Raw genomic sequence first — 18,990 nt, forward strand, 5'->3', positions numbered from 1 at the left:
CGATGACAGCCACGGGAACGAAGAAGCCCACCGAGATCCTCGGTGGGCTTCTGTCGTAGTGTCAGACACGTTTCGGTCGGGCTGACAGGATTTGAACCTGCGACCCCTTGACCCCCAGTCAAGTGCGCTACCAAGCTGCGCCACAGCCCGCGAGTTCCGGAGAACTCAGGACCCCGGAGGATCCTCGCCCACGTCCGACCGGAGCGCGAGCGACCGGTCCAGCATAGCGGACGTCAGACCCCCTCCGTGCCACGGCGAGTCGGAGCAACGCGACCCGATCGACACGCTCATCCCGGCCGCACCACCTCGCGCCGCGCCGCCAACCACGGCAACCCGAGCCCGACGAGCAACCCGCCGGACCCGTCCGCCGCCAGGTCCCCGATCGTGTCGTCGTACCCGACGAAGATCTTCGAGTCGACGAAGTTGTGCCCGAGCCACTCCCCCATCTCCCAGACCGCCCCGACCGCGAGTCCCGCACACAGCGCGAGCACCGCGACGACCACCCGGCGCTCGGCGTGCGGGGCCGGTACCGCCCGCAGGTCGGCACCGATGACGTAGAGCACCGCCGCGAGCAGCCCCGTCAGCACGACGTGCATGAACTTGTCCCACAGGAAGACGGTCGTGTACCACTCGAGCACGCTCGACCACCCGGCGACGAGGACGAGCACGCACACCGCCACGTCGAAGGCGGGCCGCAGTCCGAGCATCCGCGGCACCACGACACCGAGCAGCACCAGCGCCATGACCGGGAACGCCGTCCCACCCCACCCGACACTCGCCACGACGACGCTCACGAGCGTCAGCGCCCGCACCACGTCGGCCACCAGGAACCGCGGCCGCAGGAACGTCGGCCCGAGCGTGGCGATCACGACGCCCACCGCACGACCGCGTGCACGGCGGCGTGGTCGGACGGCCACACGCCGCCCGGCCGCCGCACGTCGACCGCGACGCGGTCCACCTCCGCCTCGGAGGTCACGAGCACCCCGTCGATCCGCCGGCCACCAACACGCGGACTCCCGTAGTGCGGGTACGTCCCGTAGGGCTCACCCACCTGCCTGGAGGCCCGCCCCCAGCTGTCCTCGACCCCAGCCTCCGCCAGGGCTCGCCATGGTGCGGATCCGGCGGGGCTGTTCCAGTCGGCCATGACCACGGCGGGCAGGCCGCGCTGCCGGACGATCCGGCCGAGCAGTTCGGCGGACCGCAGCCGGGCCCACGGCGAGGCGACGTCGAGGTGGGTGGCGATCGCCAGGAACCGAACGCCGGTCGCGCGGTCGTCGACGACGGCTCCGACGGCGTGCCGGGGGAAGGACGTGGCCCACGACCGCGAGCCGGGGCGGTGGGGTGTGCGGGAGAGTGCCCAGGTGCGGCGCTCGACGACGTCGAGGCGGGAACGGTCGAGGAACAGGCCGACCTGTTCGCCACCGCCGCGCGTTCCCCGCCCGGCCAGGACGGGCTCCCAACCCGACCCGAGGCCGGACGTCAGGTCGTCTGCCTGCGTGGGCAGGGCCTCCTGGACGGCGAGGACGGTGGGCGCTTCGGACGTGACGAGCGCGAGCACGGCGTCTCGGCGACGATCCCAGGCGTCCGGGTGGGTCGGCTGCCGCGGCACGCGGCGACGCACGTTGAGCGTCATGCAGTGCACCTCGGGCGACCGGACCGGTCCGATGAGCGGGCGGTCGTCGGGGTGGTGGGGCATGCCTCCCTTCTACGAGACGACACCCGTCGGATTCCCAGGGACCTCTCCGTCTGGCTCGTATGGTGGCTCGATGCGTTCTCGTTCCACCCCTCGTCTCCTGGTCGCGATCGCGGTCTCCGGCCTGCTGCTCGGAGCCGCCGGGTGCACGTCGAGCGGACCGGACACGAGCCGCCCGACGTTGGCGAAGGCCTCGGCCGACACCGTCACGGTGGCCGACGCCTCGGACGCCGCAGCCCGGTCCGTCCGCGTCAGCAAGGCCCTGTTCGCGAGTGCCCCGGGAGCGGTCGTCGCCCGGGCAGGCGACGCCGACGGCATCCGCGATGCGGCGAAGGCTGCGGCGAGCGCCCACGTCCCGGTGCTGCTGACGGCCAAGGACAAGAGCACTGCCGTCGCCCGCGAGCTCGACCGGCTCGATGCCGACTGGTACCAGGCCGAGGGCGACCTGTCGGTCGACACGGACGTCGAACAGCGGCAGGCGCCGGACGGTGGTGACGCGCCGGAGTCGACCCGGGCCTCCCGGCAGGCGACCGTGGTGGTGGCGGACGCGAGTGCGGACGCTGCTGCCGTGGCAACAGCGAAGGCCGCCGGTGCCCGCGTCGTGACCATGCCGAGGGGCGTGACCGACCCGGCTGCCGCACCCGACGTGGTGACCGCGCTGCACGAGCGGGCGAAGCACCCGACCGTCCTGGTCGGTGCGGCGTTCGAGGCACTGCCGGACCCGGAGTGGACGGTCCGGGCTGCCGAGGGCGGGTTCCAGCTGCGGAACGGCGGCCAGCGGCCGTTCGACGGGCACCGGTACGTGGCGCTGTACGGGGCTCCGGGGGCGCCGGCGCTGGGCGTGCTCGGTGAGCAGGGGCCGAAGGAGACCGTGCAGCGTGCCGAGCAGGTCGCGAAGCCGTACCGGGCCAAGTCCGACGAGCTCGTGACGCCGGCGATGGAGGTCATCGCGACCGTCGCCGCCGGGGACGCCGGAGCCGACGGCGACTACTCGACGGAGCTGCCGGTGTCGACGCTCGAGCCCTACGTCGAGGCCGCCCACGACGCGGACATGCCGGTCATCATCGACCTGCAGCCCGGGCGGTCGGACTTCCTGTCGCAGGCCAAGAAGTACGAGTCGCTGCTGAAGAAGCCGGGCGTCTGGCTGGCGCTCGACCCGGAGTGGCGGCTGACGAAGGACCAGGTGCCCCTCAAGCAGATCGGGAGCGTCTCGGCGTCCGAGGTGAACGAGGTCTCCTCGTGGCTGGCTGGACTCGTGCGCGACGAGGGGCTGCCGCCGAAGGCCCTGGTGCTGCACCAGTTCCGGCTGTCGATGATCCAGGACCGCTCCGCACTGCAGACCCACCCGGAGCTCGACATGCTCGTGCACGTCGACGGGCAGGGGTCGCAGCCGGACAAGCAGGCGACGTGGAAGGCACTGCACCAGGGCGCGCCGGAGGGGCTGCACTGGGGCTGGAAGAACTTCTACGACGAGGACACGCCCATGCTGACGCCCGCGCAGACGATGCGGGACGTGCGGCCGACGCCGTCGTTGGTCACCTACCAGTAGGGAGCTTCTCCACAGCCTGGAGGCGCGACCTGCGTTACGTCGGTCGGTGCTGACAGCATGGGGGCATGGAAACCACCGCCCCGCCTTCTGCAGACATCGCCGCCGAGGCGCAGCAGGCGCTCGCTGCGCTCACGGGGCGCCCCGACGCGGTGTTCCACCCCGGCCAGCTCGAGGCCATCTCGGCGCTGGTCGAGCACCGGCAGCGCGCCCTGGTCGTGCAGCGCACCGGGTGGGGCAAGTCCGCGGTGTACTTCCTCGCGACGCTGCTGCTGCGCCGACGCGGGGGCGGCCCGACGGTCCTGGTGTCGCCGCTGCTCGCCCTGATGCGCGACCAGGTCGCCGCCGCCGCGCGGGCCGGTGTCCGTGCGGTGTCGATCAACTCCGCGAACGCCCACGAGTGGGGCGAGACCCAGGCTGCCCTCGCCCGTGACGAGGTCGACGTGCTCCTCGTCTCCCCCGAGCGCCTGAACAACCCGAAGTTCCGCGACGAGCAGATGCCGACCCTGATCGCCCGGATGGGCATGCTCGTGGTCGACGAAGCGCACTGCATCTCGGACTGGGGCCACGACTTCCGGCCGGACTACCGCCGGCTGGCCGAGCTCATCCGGTCGCTCCCCCATGGCGTCCCCGTCCTGGCGACCACCGCGACGGCGAACGAGCGCGTGGTCGAGGACGTCGCCGAGCAGCTCACCGCCGGTCCGGCCGACCCGGTGTTCACCATCCGTGGGTCCCTGGCTCGCAAGTCCCTGCGCCTCGGCGTGCTCACGCTGCCCGATGCCCGGCAGCGGCTCGGCTGGCTCCTCGCGCACCTCGGCGACCTGCCCGGCAGCGGCATCATCTACACGCTCACCGTCTCGGCGGCCGAGGACATCGCCCGGCTGCTGCGCGACAACGGGTACGCCGTCCGTGCCTACACGGGGCGCACCGACACCGACGAGCGCGAACAGCTCGAACAGCAGCTCAAGGGCAACGAGCTGAAGGCCCTGGTCGCCACGAGCGCGCTCGGCATGGGGTTCGACAAGCCCGACCTCGGGTTCGTCGTGCACGTCGGGGCTCCCTCGTCGCCCGTCGCCTACTACCAGCAGATCGGTCGTGCGGGTCGTGCGACCGACAACGCCGACGTCCTGCTCCTGCCCGGGCGCGAGGACCGCGAGATCTGGCAGTACTTCGCCAGCGCCTCGATGCCGACCGAGGCCCGCGCCGCCGCCGTGCTCGGCGCCCTGTCCACCGACACCGCGATGTCGACCGTGGCGCTCGAGGGCCTGGTCGACATCAAGCGCTCCACCCTCGAACTCCTGCTCAAGGTGCTCGACGTCGACGGCGCCGTCCGACGCGTCACCGGCGGCTGGGTGTCGACCGGGCAGCCGTGGGAGTACGACGCGCCCCGGTACGAGCGGGTCGCAGCGGCCCGTGCTGCGGAGGCAGCGTCGATGCTCGACTACGAGTCCACCTCGGCCTGCCGCATGCAGCTGCTGCAGCAGGACCTCGACGACCCCTCGGCCGAGCCCTGCGGCCGGTGCGACAACTGCGCCGGGGCGTGGTTCCCGACCGCCGTGTCCGACACCGACTCGTCCGGAGCGGCGGCCGCGCTCGACAAGGTCGGCGTCGAGATCGCCCCGCGTGCCCAGTGGCCCTCGGGGATGTCGTCGCTCGGGGTCTCGGTGCGGGGCAAGATCGGCGCGGACGAGCTCGTGCAGCCCGGCCGTGCGGTGGCGCGTCTGACCGACCTCGGCTGGGGCGGTCCCCTGCGTGCACTGTTCTCGCCGTCCACCCCGGATGCCCCGATCTCGCGCGAGCTCGTCGTCGGTTGTGTCCGGGCGCTCAAGGACTGGCCGTGGGAGACCCGGCCGACCGGCGTCGTGGCGATGTCCTCGCGGTCACGGCCCGAGCTCGTGGGGTCCCTCGCCCAGGCGCTGTCCACCATCGGGCGGCTGCAGTTCCTCGGCACGCTCGGCCGTGCCGGCGGGACCCCTCGTGGCGACGGTGCGACGAACAGCGCCTACCGACTGTCCGGCGTGTGGGACACCTTCGTGGTCGATCCGTCGCTCGCCGCCGCCCTGCAGGCACACGAGGGCCCGGTGCTGCTCGTCGACGACCTGGTCGACAGCCGGTGGACGATGACCGTCGCCGGCCGGGAGCTCCGGCGCGCCGGGGCCTCCGCCGTGCTCCCGTTCGCCCTGGCCACGGTCGCGTAGCCTCCGCACCTGTTTTGCGACACTCCACGCGTCGATCGACTCGTGTTCTGTCGCGGAGCCGGTCCACCCGCCCGCCGGAACCCTACCGCCGCGCGGGCTTCGGGAACGTGGCCCGCATGTGGTCGCTCGTCAGCACGTCGCCGATGCCGACCATGAGCACCGAGAACAGGATCTGCTCGATGACCATCCAGAACGGGTAGAGCCCGGGGATCGCCGCGACGATCAGCGTCACGATCGGGAAGATCCGGCTGAACAACCGCAGCCGCTGGTACGCCCAGTAGTACCCGAGCTGCGCACGCCAGGCGAACACGTAGAGCGTCAGGGTGATGAGCAGCACCACGGTGGACCGGAACCACACCGCCCACGACAGGGTGTCCCCCGCGCGGGTCAGCAGCACGGCGACCACGATGGCGGTGAGGCCGACGACGGTCTCCGCGACGAGCAGCCACCGGATCCACCGGAACGAGCGGACGGTGTCGGGGTGTTCGAGCATGTCCTCGCGGATCACGTACCCGGACTGCCGACCTCCGGCCAACCGGTCGAGCCGCAGACGGCACCACACACGGTCGGCGAGCACACCGAGTCCGTCGTTCTGCTGCGTCACCAGTACATCGTGCCCCATCCCGAGGCCGACAGCAGACGCGGCACAGCCACGAGCACCGATGCGGAACGACACTGTCGACGTCGGACGACCACGACACAGTCGTTCTGCGTCGGCACAGCAAGGCCCCCGCCCCGGCCCCGCTCAGTCCGACGGGACGAGTGCCGCGCCGCCCAGCACGGTGCCGGTGCCGGCGTCCAGCAGGACCAGGGAACGGACCTCGTCGGGCAGTGACCACGGGTCGCTGAGCACGACGGTCAGCCCCTGTTCGACCCCGGCGGCCTGGAACAGGTCGTAGGACTCCCCGGCGGGGGTCCACACCGGCTTCGAGCCACCGCGCACCGTCCCCGCGGACAGCACCACGTCGACCGGGCCGTCCCCGCCGGTCTCCAGGTGGTCGATCTCCACCGCGAGGGTCTCGTCACCTGTGTTCCCGGCGATCCGCACGTGCCCCGAGGCCGCAGCTCCGATGCCGACGATGTCACCGGATACCGGCGGGACGCGGCGCCACCACGGGTCGATGGGCGAACCGTCGACCGGACGGACGGGTTCGGGGTCGATCGGTTCCTCGAGGCCGTTGGCCGGCGGCAGTCGGACGTCTGGCGACTGCGCCGGCTCGGAGGGCACGGAGTCGGCACGGGTGACCGAGTCGCCGTCGTCCGGTGCGTGCGAGATCGTCCACAGGGACACCGACCCCACGACGACCACACCGACGAGGACACCCACCAGGGCGAGCCGACGTCGGTCCGCTGCCCACGGCCCGGTACCCACGCCCCCATGATGCCGCACCGGCGCGCCGGACCGGCCCCGGGCCTCCAGGCCGAACGCGAACGCAGAACGCGCCCCGACGGATCGAGGCGCGTTCTGCGTGACGGGTGGGAGCGCTCAGCGCTTCCGGCGCTCGCGCACCCGCATGTTGACGTTGATCGGCGTGCCGGAGAAGCCCCAGACCTCGCGGAGGCGACGCGTGATGAAGCGTCGGTACTGCGGGTCGAGGAACGCCGACGTGAAGAGCACGAAGGTCGGCGGCTGGCTCGACGCCTGGGTCCCGAACAGGATGCGGGGCTGCTTGCCGCCGCGCACGGGGTGCGGGTGTTCCTGCACGAGCTCGGCGATGAAGGCGTTGACCTTGCCGGTCGGGATGCGGGTGTCCCACGACTCGAGAGCGGTCTCGAGCGCCGGCACGAGCTTCTCGAGGTGGCGGCCGGTGCGGGCGGAGATGTTCACGCGCGGGGCCCAGGCGACGTGCGCCAGGTCCTGCTCGATCTCGCGCTCCAGGTAACGGCGTCGCTCGTCGTCGAGCAGGTCCCACTTGTTGTAGGCCAGCACGAGGGCACGGCCGGACTCGAGGACGAGGTCGATGATGCGGAGGTCCTGCACGGACACGGGCTCGGTGACGTCGAGGACGACGACGGCGACCTCGGCCTTCTCGAGCGCGGCCGTGGTGCGGAGCGAGGCGTAGAAGTCGGCGCCCTGCTGCATGTGGACGCGCTTCCGGATGCCGGCGGTGTCGACGAAGCGCCAAACCTTGCCGCCGAGCTCGATCTGCTCGTCCACCGGGTCACGGGTGGTGCCGGCGATGTCGTTCACGACGACCCGCTCTTCACCGGCAGCCTTGTTGAGCAGCGAGCTCTTGCCGACGTTCGGACGGCCGAGGATGGCCACACGGCGGGGGCCGCCGACCTCCTGCTTGGCGACGGCCGAGATGTCGGGCAGCGTCTTGATGATCAGGTCGAGCAGGTCCGCGACGCCGCGACCGTGCAGGGCCGACACCGGGTGCGGCTCGCCGAGCCCCAGGTTCCAGAGCTCGTAGGCGTCGAGTTCACGGCGCTCGTCGTCGGCCTTGTTCGCGACGACGATGACGGGGCGGTCGGTGCCGCGGAGCATCTTCACGACGTGCTCGTCGGTGGCGGTGATCCCGACCGTGACGTCCACGACGAACAGCACGGCGTCGGCGAGGTCGATCGCGACCTCGGCCTGCGCGGCGACGGAGGCGTTGATGCCCTCGGCGCCGGGCTCCCAGCCGCCGGTGTCGACGAGCGTGAAGCGCTTGTCGTTCCAGTCGGCCTTGTAGCTGACGCGGTCGCGAGTGACGCCGGGGACGTCCTGCACGACGGCCTCACGACGACCGAGGATGCGGTTCACGAGCGCGGACTTGCCGACGTTCGGGCGGCCGACGATCGCGAGCACCGGGTAGGCGGGCAGGTAGTGGACGCCGTCCTCGCCGACCTGACCGGCCTCGAGCAGGGCGAGGTCCTCGTCCTCGAGGTCGTACTCCTCGAGTCCGGCGCGGAGCGCGGTCGCGCGCTGCTCGGCCTCGGCCTCGTCGAGTCCGGCGAGCCGCTCGCCGAGGGCGTCGTCGTACCGGGGGAAGTCGTCGTTGTCCGGGTTGTCCAGCTGAGCCATCTTGGGTTCCTCGCGAGCGGCCGGGGCCGCGGTGTCGGTGGCCGTTGCCGGCCGGGGCCGGGGGTCCGGCCGTGGTGTGACCAGGCGGCCGAGGCCGTCCGGTCGTGCGTCAGTGCGTGGCCGCGCGGGCCAGGTCGACGACCGCCTGCACGGTTTGGTCGAAGTCGAGGTCGGTGGAGTCGAGCGTCGTGACGCCGTCGGCGGCGTTCATGAAGTCGACGACCTTCGCGTCCGCCGCGTCGCGACGAGCGAGTGCTGCGGAGGTCTCGGCGGCCGACTGGGTCGTGACCTCTGCCGAGCGTCGGGCCATTCTAACGGACTCGTCGGCCGTCAGCAGGATCCGGACCTCGGCGTCGGGTGCGACGACCGTGGTGATGTCCCGGCCCTCGGTGATGATGCCCGGGGCGTCGGTCTTCCGCATGACGTTGCGGAACAGCTGGACCAGGCGCTTCCGGACGTCCGGGAGCTTCGCGATGTGGGCGACCGCGCCGGTGACGTCGGGGCTGCGGATGGCCTCGGTCACGTCGGTCTCCCCCACCTTGACGTAGTAGTCGTCGGGGTCGGTGCCGATGGCGTAGTCGAAGGTGTCCCAGCTCGCCAGGACCGCCGCGGCGTCGTCGAGGTCGACCTGCTGCTGCAGGGCGTGCCACGCGAGTGCCCGGTAGGCGGCGCCGGTGTCCTGGTACCCGTAGCCCAGGGCGCGTGCGGCCGCGCGGGAGACGCTCGACTTGCCGCTGCCGGCGGGGCCGTCGACGGCGATGACGATCTTCGCCACGTAGGCACCGTCGGCCAGGCCGGACGGCATCGGGGCGCTGGTCGAGCCGGGCTCCCCGCCGGGTTCGCCGAGGCCACCTGCCGGGCCCCCGAGTGCGCCGCCGTCGCCGCTGCCGCTGAGCGGGCCGCCGGCACCGCCCTGGCCCGGGGTCGGGAGGCCGGTGTCGGGCCCGTCCGGTCCGCCGGTCACACCGGAGTCGTTCGTCGCTGCGTTCGTGTCGTCGTTCAGGCCCATGCTGCTGCGATCCTCCATCCGCGCCCCTCGAGTTCCTCGACGAGTCGCTGTTCCTGCTCGGGCAGCACCGACACCTCGACGATGCCGATCTGTGCGCCCGGTGAGTGCTCGAGGCGCATGTCCTCGAGGTTGATGCCGATCTCCCCGATGAACGTCAGGAGTGCGGCGATCTGCCCGGGGGTGTCGTCGACCAGGACGACCACCTGGGCGAAGCGCTTGGTGGTGCCGTGCTTGCCGGGGAGCCGCTCGACCCCGCGGTTGCCGTCGGCGATCGTCTCGGCGATGGTGCGCGGCGAACCGGCACCGTCCGGGTCGCCGAGCGCGTCGATCACGCGGGACAGGTCGTCGCGCAGGTCGGTGAGCACCGGCCGGATGTGCCCGGCGTTCGCCCCGATGATCTGCACCCAGAGCCCCGGGTCGCTCGCGGCGATCCGGGTGACGTCGCGCACGCCGCCGCCGGCCAGGCCGAGCGACCCGTCGGGGGCGTCCCGCAGGCGCGAGGCCATCAGCGTCGACACGAGCTGCGGCGCGTGCGAGACGTACGCCACGGCGAGGTCGTGCGACTCGGGGTCCATCGGCACGACGGTGGCGCCGACGTCGAGCGCGAGGTCCTCGACCACCGCGGCGCGCTGGAACGTGATGCCGTCGTGCCCCGCGATCACCCACGGGCGGCCGACGAACAGGTCGGCGCGGGCGGCGGTCGGACCGCTGCGCTCGCGTCCGGCCATCGGGTGCGACCCGATGTAGCGGGAGACGTCGGCCCCGGCCGCCACCAGTGCGGCGAGCGGCCCGGACTTCACACTGGCGACGTCTGTCACGACGGCGTCGGGGTGGGCGGCGAGCTCGCGCTCCACCACCGTCGCGACGACGTCCGGGGGCACCGCGACGACGATCAGCTCCGGCTGGTCGCCGGCAGCCGGTCGACGGCCGGCGCCGTAGTCCACGGCGAGCGCCAGCGCGGCGGGCGAGACGTCGTCGAGGACGACGTCCACACCCTTCTCACGCAGGGCGAGACCGATCGAGGCGCCGAGCAACCCGGCACCGACGACCCGGACCGGGCCGCGCAGACGGCGGTCGATGTCGGTCGGGGTCACGTCGGTCACCGGGCAAGCCTACCGATCGAGGCTCGGGCATCGGTCGATGCCCGAGCCTCGGGGTCGGTCAGTCCGCCGACTCGTCCTCGTACTCGTCGTCGTCCTGGTCGAGCGCGACGTCGCGGTCGTCACGAGCGGACGGCTTCGCGTCACGGACGGTGCTGAGCAGCTTGCCGACCTCGACCGTGCCGAGCTCGCGCATCTTGCCCGGCGGCAGGCTGCCCAGGTGCAGCGGTCCGAACGACCGGCGGACGAGTTCGAGGACCGGGTGGTCGACGGCCTCGAGCATGCGACGGACGATGCGGTTGCGGCCGGAGTGCAGCGTGATCTCGACGAGCGACTCACCCCGCGAGGACTCGAGCAACCGCACCTTGTCGGCCTTGATCGGACCGTCCTCGAGCTCGACGCCCTCGGTCAGGCGCTGCACCACTGCGGGGTTCACGTTGCCGTGGACCTTCGCGATGTACGTCTTCTGCACGCCGAACGACGGGTGCGCGAGCACGTGTGCCAGGTCGCCGTCGTTCGTCAGGACGAGCAGCCCGGAGGTCTCGGTGTCGAGACGGCCGACGTTGAACAGGCGCTCCTCGTACCGGTCCACGAACTCCGTCAGGTCGCGGCGACCGCGCTCGTCCTGCAGGCTCGAGACGACACCGGTCGGCTTGTTCAGCACGATGTAGCGCCGCGACGAGTCGATCTGCACGGGCACGCCGTCGACGCTGATCGCGTCCTTCTCGGGGTCGACGCGGCGCCCGAGGGCGTCCACGACCTCGCCGTTGACCGTCACGCGGCCCTCGACGATCAGGTTCTCCGCGACTCGGCGGGATGCGACGCCGGCAGCGGCGATCACCTTCTGCAGGCGCTCACCCTCTGCCTGGAGGCTCGGCTCGGCCCCGGCAGGAGCCGTTCCGTCCGCCGCGTCCCAGTCCTCGATGATCGGCCGTTCGGGCGTGCCCTCGGCCGGGTTGCCCCGGTCGTCGCGCTGCCCGCTCGGCTTCGGCGTCGTGCGGTCGCTGTTGCGGACGCTCGTGGTGCCACCGACGTAGCGGCGGCCGTTGTGCCAGACGCGGCTCTGCTGGCCGTCGGGAGTCCGGCGGTCGTCGCGCCGGTCGTCGCGGGGAGCGGAGCTGCCACGGTCGTCGCGACCCCGGTACCCACCACGGTCGTCGCGCGGAGCGGCGCTGCGGTCGTCACGGCCCCGGTAACCGCCGCGGTCGTCGCGCGGAACGGAGTTGCCGCGGTAGCCACCACGGTCGCCGCCACCGGAACGGTCATCGCGACCCCGGTAGCCGCCACGGTCGTCGCGCGGAGCCGAAGCACCACGGTCGTCTCGCCCGCGGTACCCGCCACGGTCATCGCGCGGTGCGGAGCTCCCGCGGTCGTCACGACCACGGTCGTCACGCGGAGCGGAGCCCCGGTAGCCACCACGGTCGTCACGCGGAGCCGAAGCCCCACGGTCGTCACGGCCCCGGTACCCACCGCGGTCGTCACGCGGAGCCGAGTTGCCGCGGTAGCCACCACGGTCGCCGCCACCGGAACGGTCGTCGCGACCCCGGTAGCCACCGCGGTCGTCACGCGGAGCGGAGTTGCCGCGGTAGCCCCCACGGTCACCACCGCGGTCGTCACGAGGAGCGGACCCACCACGGTCGTCACGGCCGCGGTAGCCACCACGGTCGTCACGCGGAGCGGAGTTACCCCGGTAGCCACCACGGTCACCGCCACCGGAACGGTCGTCACGACCCCGGTAGCCACCACGGTCGTCACGCGGAGCCGAAGCCCCGCGGTACCCACCACGCTCGCCGCCGCGGTCGTCGCGCGACGGGTACCCGCCACGACGGTCGTCGTCACGCGGCGGGCGTGCGCCCCCGCGGTCGTCGCGACCGTACCCGCCGGAGCGGCCACCGGCACTGGAGCCGGCCCCACCGCGTCCGCCGGCCGGGCGGCCGGAGCGATCCGGGCCTCCCGAGCGTCCGTTGCGGTCGTCTCGGTCTCGGGGCGCGCCGCGCCCCCGGTCGTCAAACCCTGCCATCGGGGATCCCTTCGTTCTGCTCGAAGCCGTCCGCACCGTCGTCCAGGAGGGGCGAGATGAGCGGCAGCTCGTCGAGCGAGTTGATGCCGAGCTGCTGCAGGAGCAGGTCGGACGTGACGTAGTTGATGGCGCCGGTCTCGGCGTCGGTGAACGACTCCTCGATGAGGCCGCGTGCCACCAGGGTTCGGACGACGCCGTCGACGTTGACGGCGCGGATCGCAGCGATCTGCGAGCGGGTGATCGGCTGCTTGTAGGCGACGACCGCGAGGGTCTCGAGTGCGGCCTGCGACAGCCGCGAGGGGCGCTCGGCCTCGACGAACTGCTCGACCACTGGGTCCAGGTCGGCGCGGACGTAGAAGCGCCAGCCGCCACCGACCTCGCGCAGTTCGAAGCCACGGCGGATCGTGCCGTCGACGCCGTCGAAGTCGGCGACCAGGCGTTCGATCGCCTGGCGGACGGCGGGGACGGGCGAACCGACCGCAGCACCGAGGGCGACGAGCGACTGCGGCTGGTCGGCGATCATCAGGATGGCCTCGAGCTGCCGGTCGATGGGGATGGTGGGGTGGGACTGCGTTGCGGCGCGCTCGTGGATCTCGTGCTCGATCGCGCGGGCGTCGGCCATCTCGTCGGCGCCGCCGGGTTCGGCGCTCGACGTGTCGTGCACGTCATCCGTCATAGTCGGCTCCCAGGTTCGCGAGGCTCTCGTCGGACCAGTCCTCGGCGGTCCACCGCAGTGTCAGCTCCCCGAGCGGCTCGAGCTGCTCGAACGAGATCGACGCGTTCCGGTACAGCTCGAGGATCGCGAGGAAGCGAGCCACCACGATACCCGTCTGGTCGACGCCCGCGACCAGTTCACGGAACGAGACGCCCTCACCATCGCGGGTGCGCAGGATCGAGACGACGATCGCGGCCTGTTCGCGGATGCTGATGAGCGGGGCGTGCAGGTGATCCAGGCCGACGGTCGGGATCTCCCGCGGCGCGAAGGCCAGCGCGGCCAGTGCGGCGAAGTCCTGCACCGACAGGGTCCAGACGAGTTCCGGCGTCCGCGCGCGGAACCGTTCCTCGAGCCGGACGCTGCGGACGTGCCGGCGCGACTCGACGCCCCAGCGCTCCCCGAACCAGTCGGCGGCCTGCTTGAACGCGCGGTACTGCAGCAATCGGGCGAACAGCAGGTCGCGGGCCTCGAGCAGGGCGACGTCCTCGGCGTCCACGAGCTCACCCTGGGGCAGCAGCCCGACGATCTTCAGGTCGAGCAGGGTCGCCGCGACGACGAGGAACTCGCTGGCCTCGTCGAGTTCGTCGGCGGACTCGGCCTGCCGGACGTACTGGATGAACTCCCCCGTCACGGCACCGAGCGACACCTCGGTGATGTCGAGCTCGTGCTTCGTGATGAGCGACAGCAGGAGGTCGAACGGTCCGTCGAAGTTGGTGAGCCGGACCCGGAACCCCGCGTCAGGCGACGGCGCCACGCTGGACGAGCTCTCGTGCGAGCTGCCGGTAGGCGTGGGCGGCAGGGTGGTCCGGCGCGGTCTGCGTGATCGGGCGTGCGGACACGGTGGCGTCCGGGAACTTCACGGTGCGGCCGATGACGGTGTCGAGCACGCGGTCGTCGAAGGTGTCGACGACCCGCTCCATGACCTCGCGCGAGTGCAGCGTGCGCGAGTCGTACATGGTCGCCAGGATGCCGTCGAGCTTGAGCGCCGGGTTGAGACGGTCGCGCACCTTGTCGATCGTCTCGATGAGCAGGGCGACACCGCGGAGCGCGAAGAACTCGCACTCGAGCGGGATGAGGACGCCGTGTGCCGCGGTCAGGGCGTTCACGGTGAGCAGGCCGAGCGACGGCTGGCAGTCGACCAGGATCACGTCGTAGTCGTTCGCGACCTTGCGCAGCACGCTCGCCAGGATCTGCTCGCGGGCGACCTCGTTCACCAGGTGCACCTCGGCCGCGGACAGGTCGATGTTCGCCGGGATGACGTCGAGGCCGGGGGTGTTCGTCGGCTGGATGACCTGGTTCGGGTCCTTCACGGCACCCATGAGCAGGTCGTACACGGTGTGGATGTCGTGCGTCCGGACGCCGAGGCCCGCGGACAGCGCACCCTGCGGGTCGAAGTCGACGGCCAGGACCTTGCGGCCGTACTCGGCGAGCGCGGCGCCCAGGTTGATGGCGGTCGTGGTCTTGCCGACCCCGCCCTTCTGGTTGCAGAGCGCGATGATGCGGGCGGGTCCGGTGCTGTCGAGCTCCTCGGGCACGGGGAAGTCCCGGACGGGACGCCCCGTCGGACCGTGGGTGGTCGCGCCGGTGGGGTTGGTCGTCGGGTTCGGGCTCACCCCGTCATCGTACCGGCGACCTCGGGCTGGGCCGGGTCGCACCGCCGCGGGACCGCCGCGCTGCTGCTCGTCAGGCAGCGCGCAGGGCGACGCGCATGCTGTCGACCCGCTCCGCGATCACGGGGTCGGTCGACCACCGCTGCTGCAGCCGACCGACGAGCTCGCCGACCTGCTCGCGGTCGAGCCCCGGGTGCAGGGCCAGTCCCACCGTCAGCTCCGGCCCGGCGAACCGGCCGACCGGGTCGCCCGGCGCGAGTTCGACACGGGCGACGCTGGGCTCCCCCTCGACCGAGGCCGCGAAGGCCCGGGCCACCTCGGGGTCTTCGAAGCACGGGGTCCACGGCAGGTCCTGCCCGAGCGCCCACACCGCCGGACGACGCAGCACGAACTCGGTCGGCGACTTCGGGTCGAGCACGACGAGCTGGGTGTCCTCGCTCGCCGCGGCCATCGCCACACGGCGGGACTCCACCGGCACCGGTCGCGCGTCCGGGTCCCACGCGTGCATGGCGTCCACCGAGGTGAACGCCGGCATCACGCTGCGACCGTCCGGACCGGCGACCGTCACGATCGAGAGTTCCTGGGTCTTGTCGACGAGCTTGCCCTCGTCGGTCTCCCCCACGTCACCGGCCTCGGCGATGAGCGGGATGAGCAGCCGGGCGGTCCGGAGCGCCTCGACGATCGCCGCCTGGGACGCACCGTCGGCGATCGCACCGATGGCCGCGACCACCGCGGGATCGGCGAGTCCGTCGTCGTCGGCGAACGCGGTGTCGTGGTGGTCGAACGTGCGGCCTTCCCACGAGAAGCCCGCCGAGTCCGCCGCCCCGCCGGGGGTGTGCGCGTCGTCGGCGTCCGGCCCGGTGCCGCGGCCGTTCGAGATGCCCGCCACGGCGTTACTCGGAGGCGATGTCGAGTGCGGCCGGCAGCGTGAACGCCCCGGAGTACAGCGCCTTGCCGATGATCGCGCCCTCGAGCCCGTACGGCACGAGTTCGCGGAGCGCACGGAGGTCGTCGAGCGTCGAGATCCCGCCGGAGGCCACCACGGGCTGGTCGGTCCGGTCGCACACCTGGCGGAGCAGTTCGACGTTGGGCCCCTGCAGCGTGCCGTCCTTCGTGACGTCGGTAACCACGTAGCGGGCGCACCCGGCGGCTTCCAGCCGGTCGAGCACCTCCCACAGGTCACCGGCGTCCTCGGTCCAGCCGCGGCTCGACAGCGTGGTGCCGCGGACGTCCAGCCCGACGGCGATCTGCTCGCCGTACTCACCGATCACCCGCGCGGCCCAGTCCGGGTTCTCGAGCGCCGCGGTGCCGAGGTTCACGCGCGCCGCACCGGTCGCCAGTGCCGCTTCGAGCGAGGCGTCGTCACGGATGCCACCGGACAGCTCGACGGAGACGCCCTCGACCTCGCGGACGGCGTGCGCGATCACCCGGCGGTTGTCGCCACGACCGAAGGCTGCGTCGAGGTCGACGAGGTGGATCCACTCGGCACCCTGGTCACGCCAGGTCCGGGCAGCGGCGACGGGGTCGCCGTAGCCGGTCTCGCTCCCCGCCTCGCCCTGGGTGAGTCGCACGGCCTGTCCGTCGACGACGTCGACAGCCGGCAGCAGGACGAGGGGCGGGGTGTCGGTGAGGTCGGTCATGGTCCTGTCGGTTTCGTTGCGGTGGAGAAGGGGCTGCGGACAGCCGGGAGGCCCGGTGCGCGTCCGGCACGGCCGTCGCGCCCGGCACCGGCCGGGTTCAGAGCGAACGCACCCAGTTGGAGAGCAGGCGGATGCCCGGCTCGCCGGACTTCTCGGGGTGGAACTGCGTGGCGGTGAGCGGCCCGTTCTCGACCGCGGCGATGAACGGCTGCCCGTGCTCGGCCCAGGTCAGACGCGGCGCGCGGAACGGCCCGTACGCCTCGAGCGGGAAGTCGGTCACGCCGTAGGAGTGCACGAAGTAGAAGCGCTCGTCGTGCAGCCCGTCGAACAGCACGGAGTCCTCGGGCGCCTGCACGGTGTTCCAGCCCATGTGCGGCAGCACCTCGGCCTGGATCTCCTGCACGGTGCCGGGCCACTGGCCGAGCCCTTCGACGTCGGCACCACGCTCGATGCCGCGCGAGAACAGGACCTGCATGCCGACGCAGATGCCGAGCACGGGTCGCCCTCCGGCCAGACGGTGGTCGACGATCTCGCCGCCCTGCACGCCCTCGAGCTGGTCGATCACGGCGGCGAACGCCCCGACGCCGGGGACGAGCAGGCCGTCGGCCTTGAGCGCCGCCTGCTTGTCCGAGGTCAGGGTGACCTCGGCGCCGGCGCGCTCGAGTGCCTTGGCGGCGGAGTGGACGTTCCCCGACCCGTAGTCGAGGACGACGACGTTCGGCTTGGCGGTTGTCACAGGGCGCCCTTCGTGGAGGGGATGCCGTCGACGCGCGGGTCCAGCTCGACCGCCTTGCGCATGGCTCGGGCGAACGCCTTGAACTCGGCTTCGGCGATGTGGTGGGGGTCGCGGCCCTCGAGCACGCGGATGTGGACGGTGATGCCGGCGTTGAACGTGATCGCCTCGAACACGTGGCGGACCATCGAGCCGGTGAAGTGGCCGCCGATGCGGTGGAACTCGAAGCCCGCGGGCTCGCCGGAGTGCACCAGGAACGGACGCCCGGAGACGTCGACGACGGCCTGGGCCAGCGCTTCGTCCAACGGGACCAGGGCGTCGCCGTACCGGCCGATGCCGGAGCGGTCGCCGAGGGCCTGCTTGATCGCCTGACCGAGCACGATGCCGGTGTCCTCGACCGTGTGGTGCACGTCGATGTCGGTGTCACCCGTCGAGCGCACCCGCAGGTCGATCAGGGAGTGCTTGCTGAACGCGGTCAGCATGTGGTCGAAGAACGGGACGGAGGTCGAGATCGACGAGGTCCCGGTGCCGTCCAGGTCGAGCTCGAGTTCGACACTCGATTCGCTCGTCGAACGGCTGATCGAGGCGGTGCGGGCGGTCATGCCTCAACCCTAACCGGCGGCTGCTCGGCGGCGACCTGCCGCATGGCGTCGAGGAACGCGGTCGTCTCGGCTTCGGTCCCCGCACTCACCCGCAGGTGGTTCGGGATCCCGAGGTCGCGCACGATGACGTCGCGCTCGAGCAGCGCTTCGAACGCGGCGTTCGGGTCGGCGACACCACCGAACAGGACGAAGTTCGACCAGGTCTCGTAGGTGCGGTACCCCATGGCCTGGAGCTCGGTGACCATGCGGTCGCGCTGCCCCTTGATGTCGTCGACCATCGCCAGCATCTCGGGGGCGTGCCGGAGTGCCGCGATCGCGGCCGCCTGGGTGAGCGCGGACAGGTGGTACGGCAGCCGGACCAGTCGGACGGCGTCGACGACGGCGGGGTGCGCGGCCATGTACCCGACCCGGGCACCGGCGAACGCGAACGCCTTGCTCATCGTGCGGGAGACCACCAGGCGCTCACGACCGGGCAGCAGCGTGAGGGCGCTCGGGGCGTCGGACGGCATGAACTCGGCGTACGCCTCGTCCACCATCACGATGCCGTCGGTCGCGTCGTAGGCGGCCGCGATCGTCTCGATGTCGAGCGGGGTGCCGGTCGGGTTGTTCGGCCCGCAGAGGAACACGATGTCCGGCTGGTGCTCTCGGATCGCCGCCACGACGGTCTCGGGCGAGATGCGGAACTCGTCGTCGCGCTGGGCAGGGATCCACCTGGTGCCGGTGCCCGACGCGAGGATCGAGTGCATCGAGTAGGTGGGCGGGAACCCGAGCACTGAGCGACTGGGCCCGCCGAACGCCTGGAGGAGCTGCTGCAACACCTCGTTCGACCCGTTCGCCGCCCAGAGCTGCTCGGCGGTCAGGTCGTGCCCGAGGTAGTCGGCGAGCGACTGCCGGAGCTCGGTGAACTCGCGGTCCGGGTACCGGTTGACCGTCAGCAGGGCCTGCCGGATCGACTCGACGATGTCGGCAGCGACGTCGTCCGGAACGGGATGCGTGTTCTCGTTGACGTTGAGCTGCACGCGGACGTGCTTTTGCGGGGCGCCGTAGGGGCTCTGCCCGCGCAGGTCGTCTCGGATCGGGAGGTCTTCGAGCGTGAATGCCACCGATCCATCGTAGG

18 protein-coding genes and 1 tRNA gene are annotated in these 18,990 nt (G+C 72.0%); 2 read left to right on the forward strand and 17 right to left on the reverse strand.

The window, feature by feature from the left end; genetic code table 11:
* Positions 1 to 76: 76 nt before the first annotated feature.
* The 3 genes from DEJ12_RS13995 to DEJ12_RS14005 form a co-directional block, all read right to left on the reverse strand.
* Positions 77 to 150 (reverse strand) — tRNA-Pro (locus DEJ12_RS13995).
* A gap of 137 nt (positions 151 to 287) precedes the next feature.
* Complete coding sequence (locus DEJ12_RS14000; protein WP_146245548.1) at positions 288 to 869, reverse strand: hypothetical protein; 582 nt, start codon at positions 867 to 869, stop codon at positions 288 to 290.
* Positions 866 to 1,696, reverse strand: a complete 831-nt coding sequence (locus DEJ12_RS14005; RefSeq protein WP_111030457.1) for an endonuclease/exonuclease/phosphatase family protein — start codon at positions 1,694 to 1,696, stop codon at positions 866 to 868. Before DEJ12_RS14005 ends, DEJ12_RS14000 begins: the two co-directional genes overlap by 4 nt.
* Before the next feature lie 70 nt (positions 1,697 to 1,766).
* On the opposite strand from DEJ12_RS14005, the gene DEJ12_RS14010 reads away from it, so the two are divergent.
* Positions 1,767 to 3,242 (forward strand): hypothetical protein, encoded by a 1,476-nt coding sequence (locus DEJ12_RS14010; protein ID WP_111030458.1) that lies wholly within the window; start codon positions 1,767 to 1,769, stop codon positions 3,240 to 3,242.
* A 65-nt stretch (positions 3,243 to 3,307) separates the two neighbouring features.
* The gene (locus DEJ12_RS14015) at positions 3,308 to 5,437 is read left to right on the forward strand and encodes an ATP-dependent DNA helicase RecQ (protein ID WP_181433036.1); all 2,130 of its coding nucleotides are present in this window, start codon (positions 3,308 to 3,310) and stop codon (positions 5,435 to 5,437) included.
* Between the two features lie 82 nt (positions 5,438 to 5,519).
* Here DEJ12_RS14015 and DEJ12_RS14020 read toward each other — a convergent pair whose 3' ends face one another.
* The 14 genes from DEJ12_RS14020 to DEJ12_RS14085 all read right to left on the reverse strand — a co-directional run bounded on the left by DEJ12_RS14020 (position 5,520) and on the right by DEJ12_RS14085 (position 18,976).
* Complete coding sequence (locus tag DEJ12_RS14020; protein WP_111030459.1) at positions 5,520 to 6,041, reverse strand: hypothetical protein; 522 nt, start codon at positions 6,039 to 6,041, stop codon at positions 5,520 to 5,522.
* Between the two features lie 141 nt (positions 6,042 to 6,182).
* Complete coding sequence (locus tag DEJ12_RS14025; protein ID WP_146245547.1) at positions 6,183 to 6,809, reverse strand: hypothetical protein; 627 nt, start codon at positions 6,807 to 6,809, stop codon at positions 6,183 to 6,185.
* 114 nt (positions 6,810 to 6,923) lie between these two features.
* A complete protein-coding gene (gene der, locus DEJ12_RS14030; protein WP_111030461.1) occupies positions 6,924 to 8,444 on the reverse strand; it encodes a ribosome biogenesis GTPase Der in 1,521 nt (506 codons plus the stop codon).
* A 109-nt stretch (positions 8,445 to 8,553) separates the two neighbouring features.
* Positions 8,554 to 9,249: a (d)CMP kinase gene (gene cmk, locus DEJ12_RS14035; RefSeq protein ID WP_111030508.1), complete on the reverse strand. Its 696-nt coding sequence runs from the start codon at positions 9,247 to 9,249 to the stop codon at positions 8,554 to 8,556.
* 194 nt (positions 9,250 to 9,443) lie between these two features.
* The gene (locus DEJ12_RS14040; protein ID WP_111030462.1) at positions 9,444 to 10,556 is read right to left on the reverse strand and encodes a prephenate dehydrogenase; all 1,113 of its coding nucleotides are present in this window, start codon (positions 10,554 to 10,556) and stop codon (positions 9,444 to 9,446) included.
* A gap of 58 nt (positions 10,557 to 10,614) precedes the next feature.
* The gene (locus tag DEJ12_RS18250) at positions 10,615 to 11,403 is read right to left on the reverse strand and encodes a pseudouridine synthase (RefSeq protein WP_231495626.1); all 789 of its coding nucleotides are present in this window, start codon (positions 11,401 to 11,403) and stop codon (positions 10,615 to 10,617) included.
* A gap of 1,156 nt (positions 11,404 to 12,559) precedes the next feature.
* On the reverse strand, positions 12,560 to 13,249 hold the full coding sequence (gene scpB, locus DEJ12_RS14050; protein WP_258370495.1) for an SMC-Scp complex subunit ScpB: 690 nt from the start codon (positions 13,247 to 13,249) through the stop codon (positions 12,560 to 12,562).
* Entirely contained in the window at positions 13,239 to 14,042 is an 804-nt protein-coding gene (locus DEJ12_RS14055) for a ScpA family protein (RefSeq protein ID WP_181433035.1), read from the reverse strand. The genes scpB and DEJ12_RS14055 overlap by 11 nt, the downstream gene beginning before the upstream one ends.
* Positions 14,026 to 14,901, reverse strand: coding sequence for a ParA family protein (locus DEJ12_RS14060; RefSeq protein WP_017885900.1), 876 nt, complete (start codon positions 14,899 to 14,901; stop codon positions 14,026 to 14,028). Before DEJ12_RS14060 ends, DEJ12_RS14055 begins: the two co-directional genes overlap by 17 nt.
* A 70-nt stretch (positions 14,902 to 14,971) precedes the next feature.
* A complete protein-coding gene (locus DEJ12_RS14065; protein WP_111030464.1) occupies positions 14,972 to 15,787 on the reverse strand; it encodes an SseB family protein in 816 nt (271 codons plus the stop codon).
* Between the two features lie 4 nt (positions 15,788 to 15,791).
* On the reverse strand, positions 15,792 to 16,538 hold the full coding sequence (priA, locus tag DEJ12_RS14070; protein ID WP_017885902.1) for a bifunctional 1-(5-phosphoribosyl)-5-((5-phosphoribosylamino)methylideneamino)imidazole-4-carboxamide isomerase/phosphoribosylanthranilate isomerase PriA: 747 nt from the start codon (positions 16,536 to 16,538) through the stop codon (positions 15,792 to 15,794).
* Between the two features lie 97 nt (positions 16,539 to 16,635).
* Positions 16,636 to 17,274, reverse strand: a complete 639-nt coding sequence (gene hisH, locus DEJ12_RS14075) for an imidazole glycerol phosphate synthase subunit HisH (protein WP_111030465.1) — start codon at positions 17,272 to 17,274, stop codon at positions 16,636 to 16,638.
* Positions 17,271 to 17,873, reverse strand: coding sequence for an imidazoleglycerol-phosphate dehydratase HisB (gene hisB, locus DEJ12_RS14080; protein WP_111030466.1), 603 nt, complete (start codon positions 17,871 to 17,873; stop codon positions 17,271 to 17,273). The genes hisH and hisB overlap by 4 nt, the downstream gene beginning before the upstream one ends.
* Entirely contained in the window at positions 17,870 to 18,976 is a 1,107-nt protein-coding gene (locus DEJ12_RS14085; RefSeq protein WP_111030467.1) for a histidinol-phosphate transaminase, read from the reverse strand. Before DEJ12_RS14085 ends, hisB begins: the two co-directional genes overlap by 4 nt.
* Between the last annotated feature and the right edge of the window lie 14 nt (positions 18,977 to 18,990).

It is taken from the genome of Curtobacterium sp. MCLR17_059 (assembly GCF_003234665.1).
Lineage (GTDB): Bacteria > Actinomycetota > Actinomycetes > Actinomycetales > Microbacteriaceae > Curtobacterium > Curtobacterium flaccumfaciens.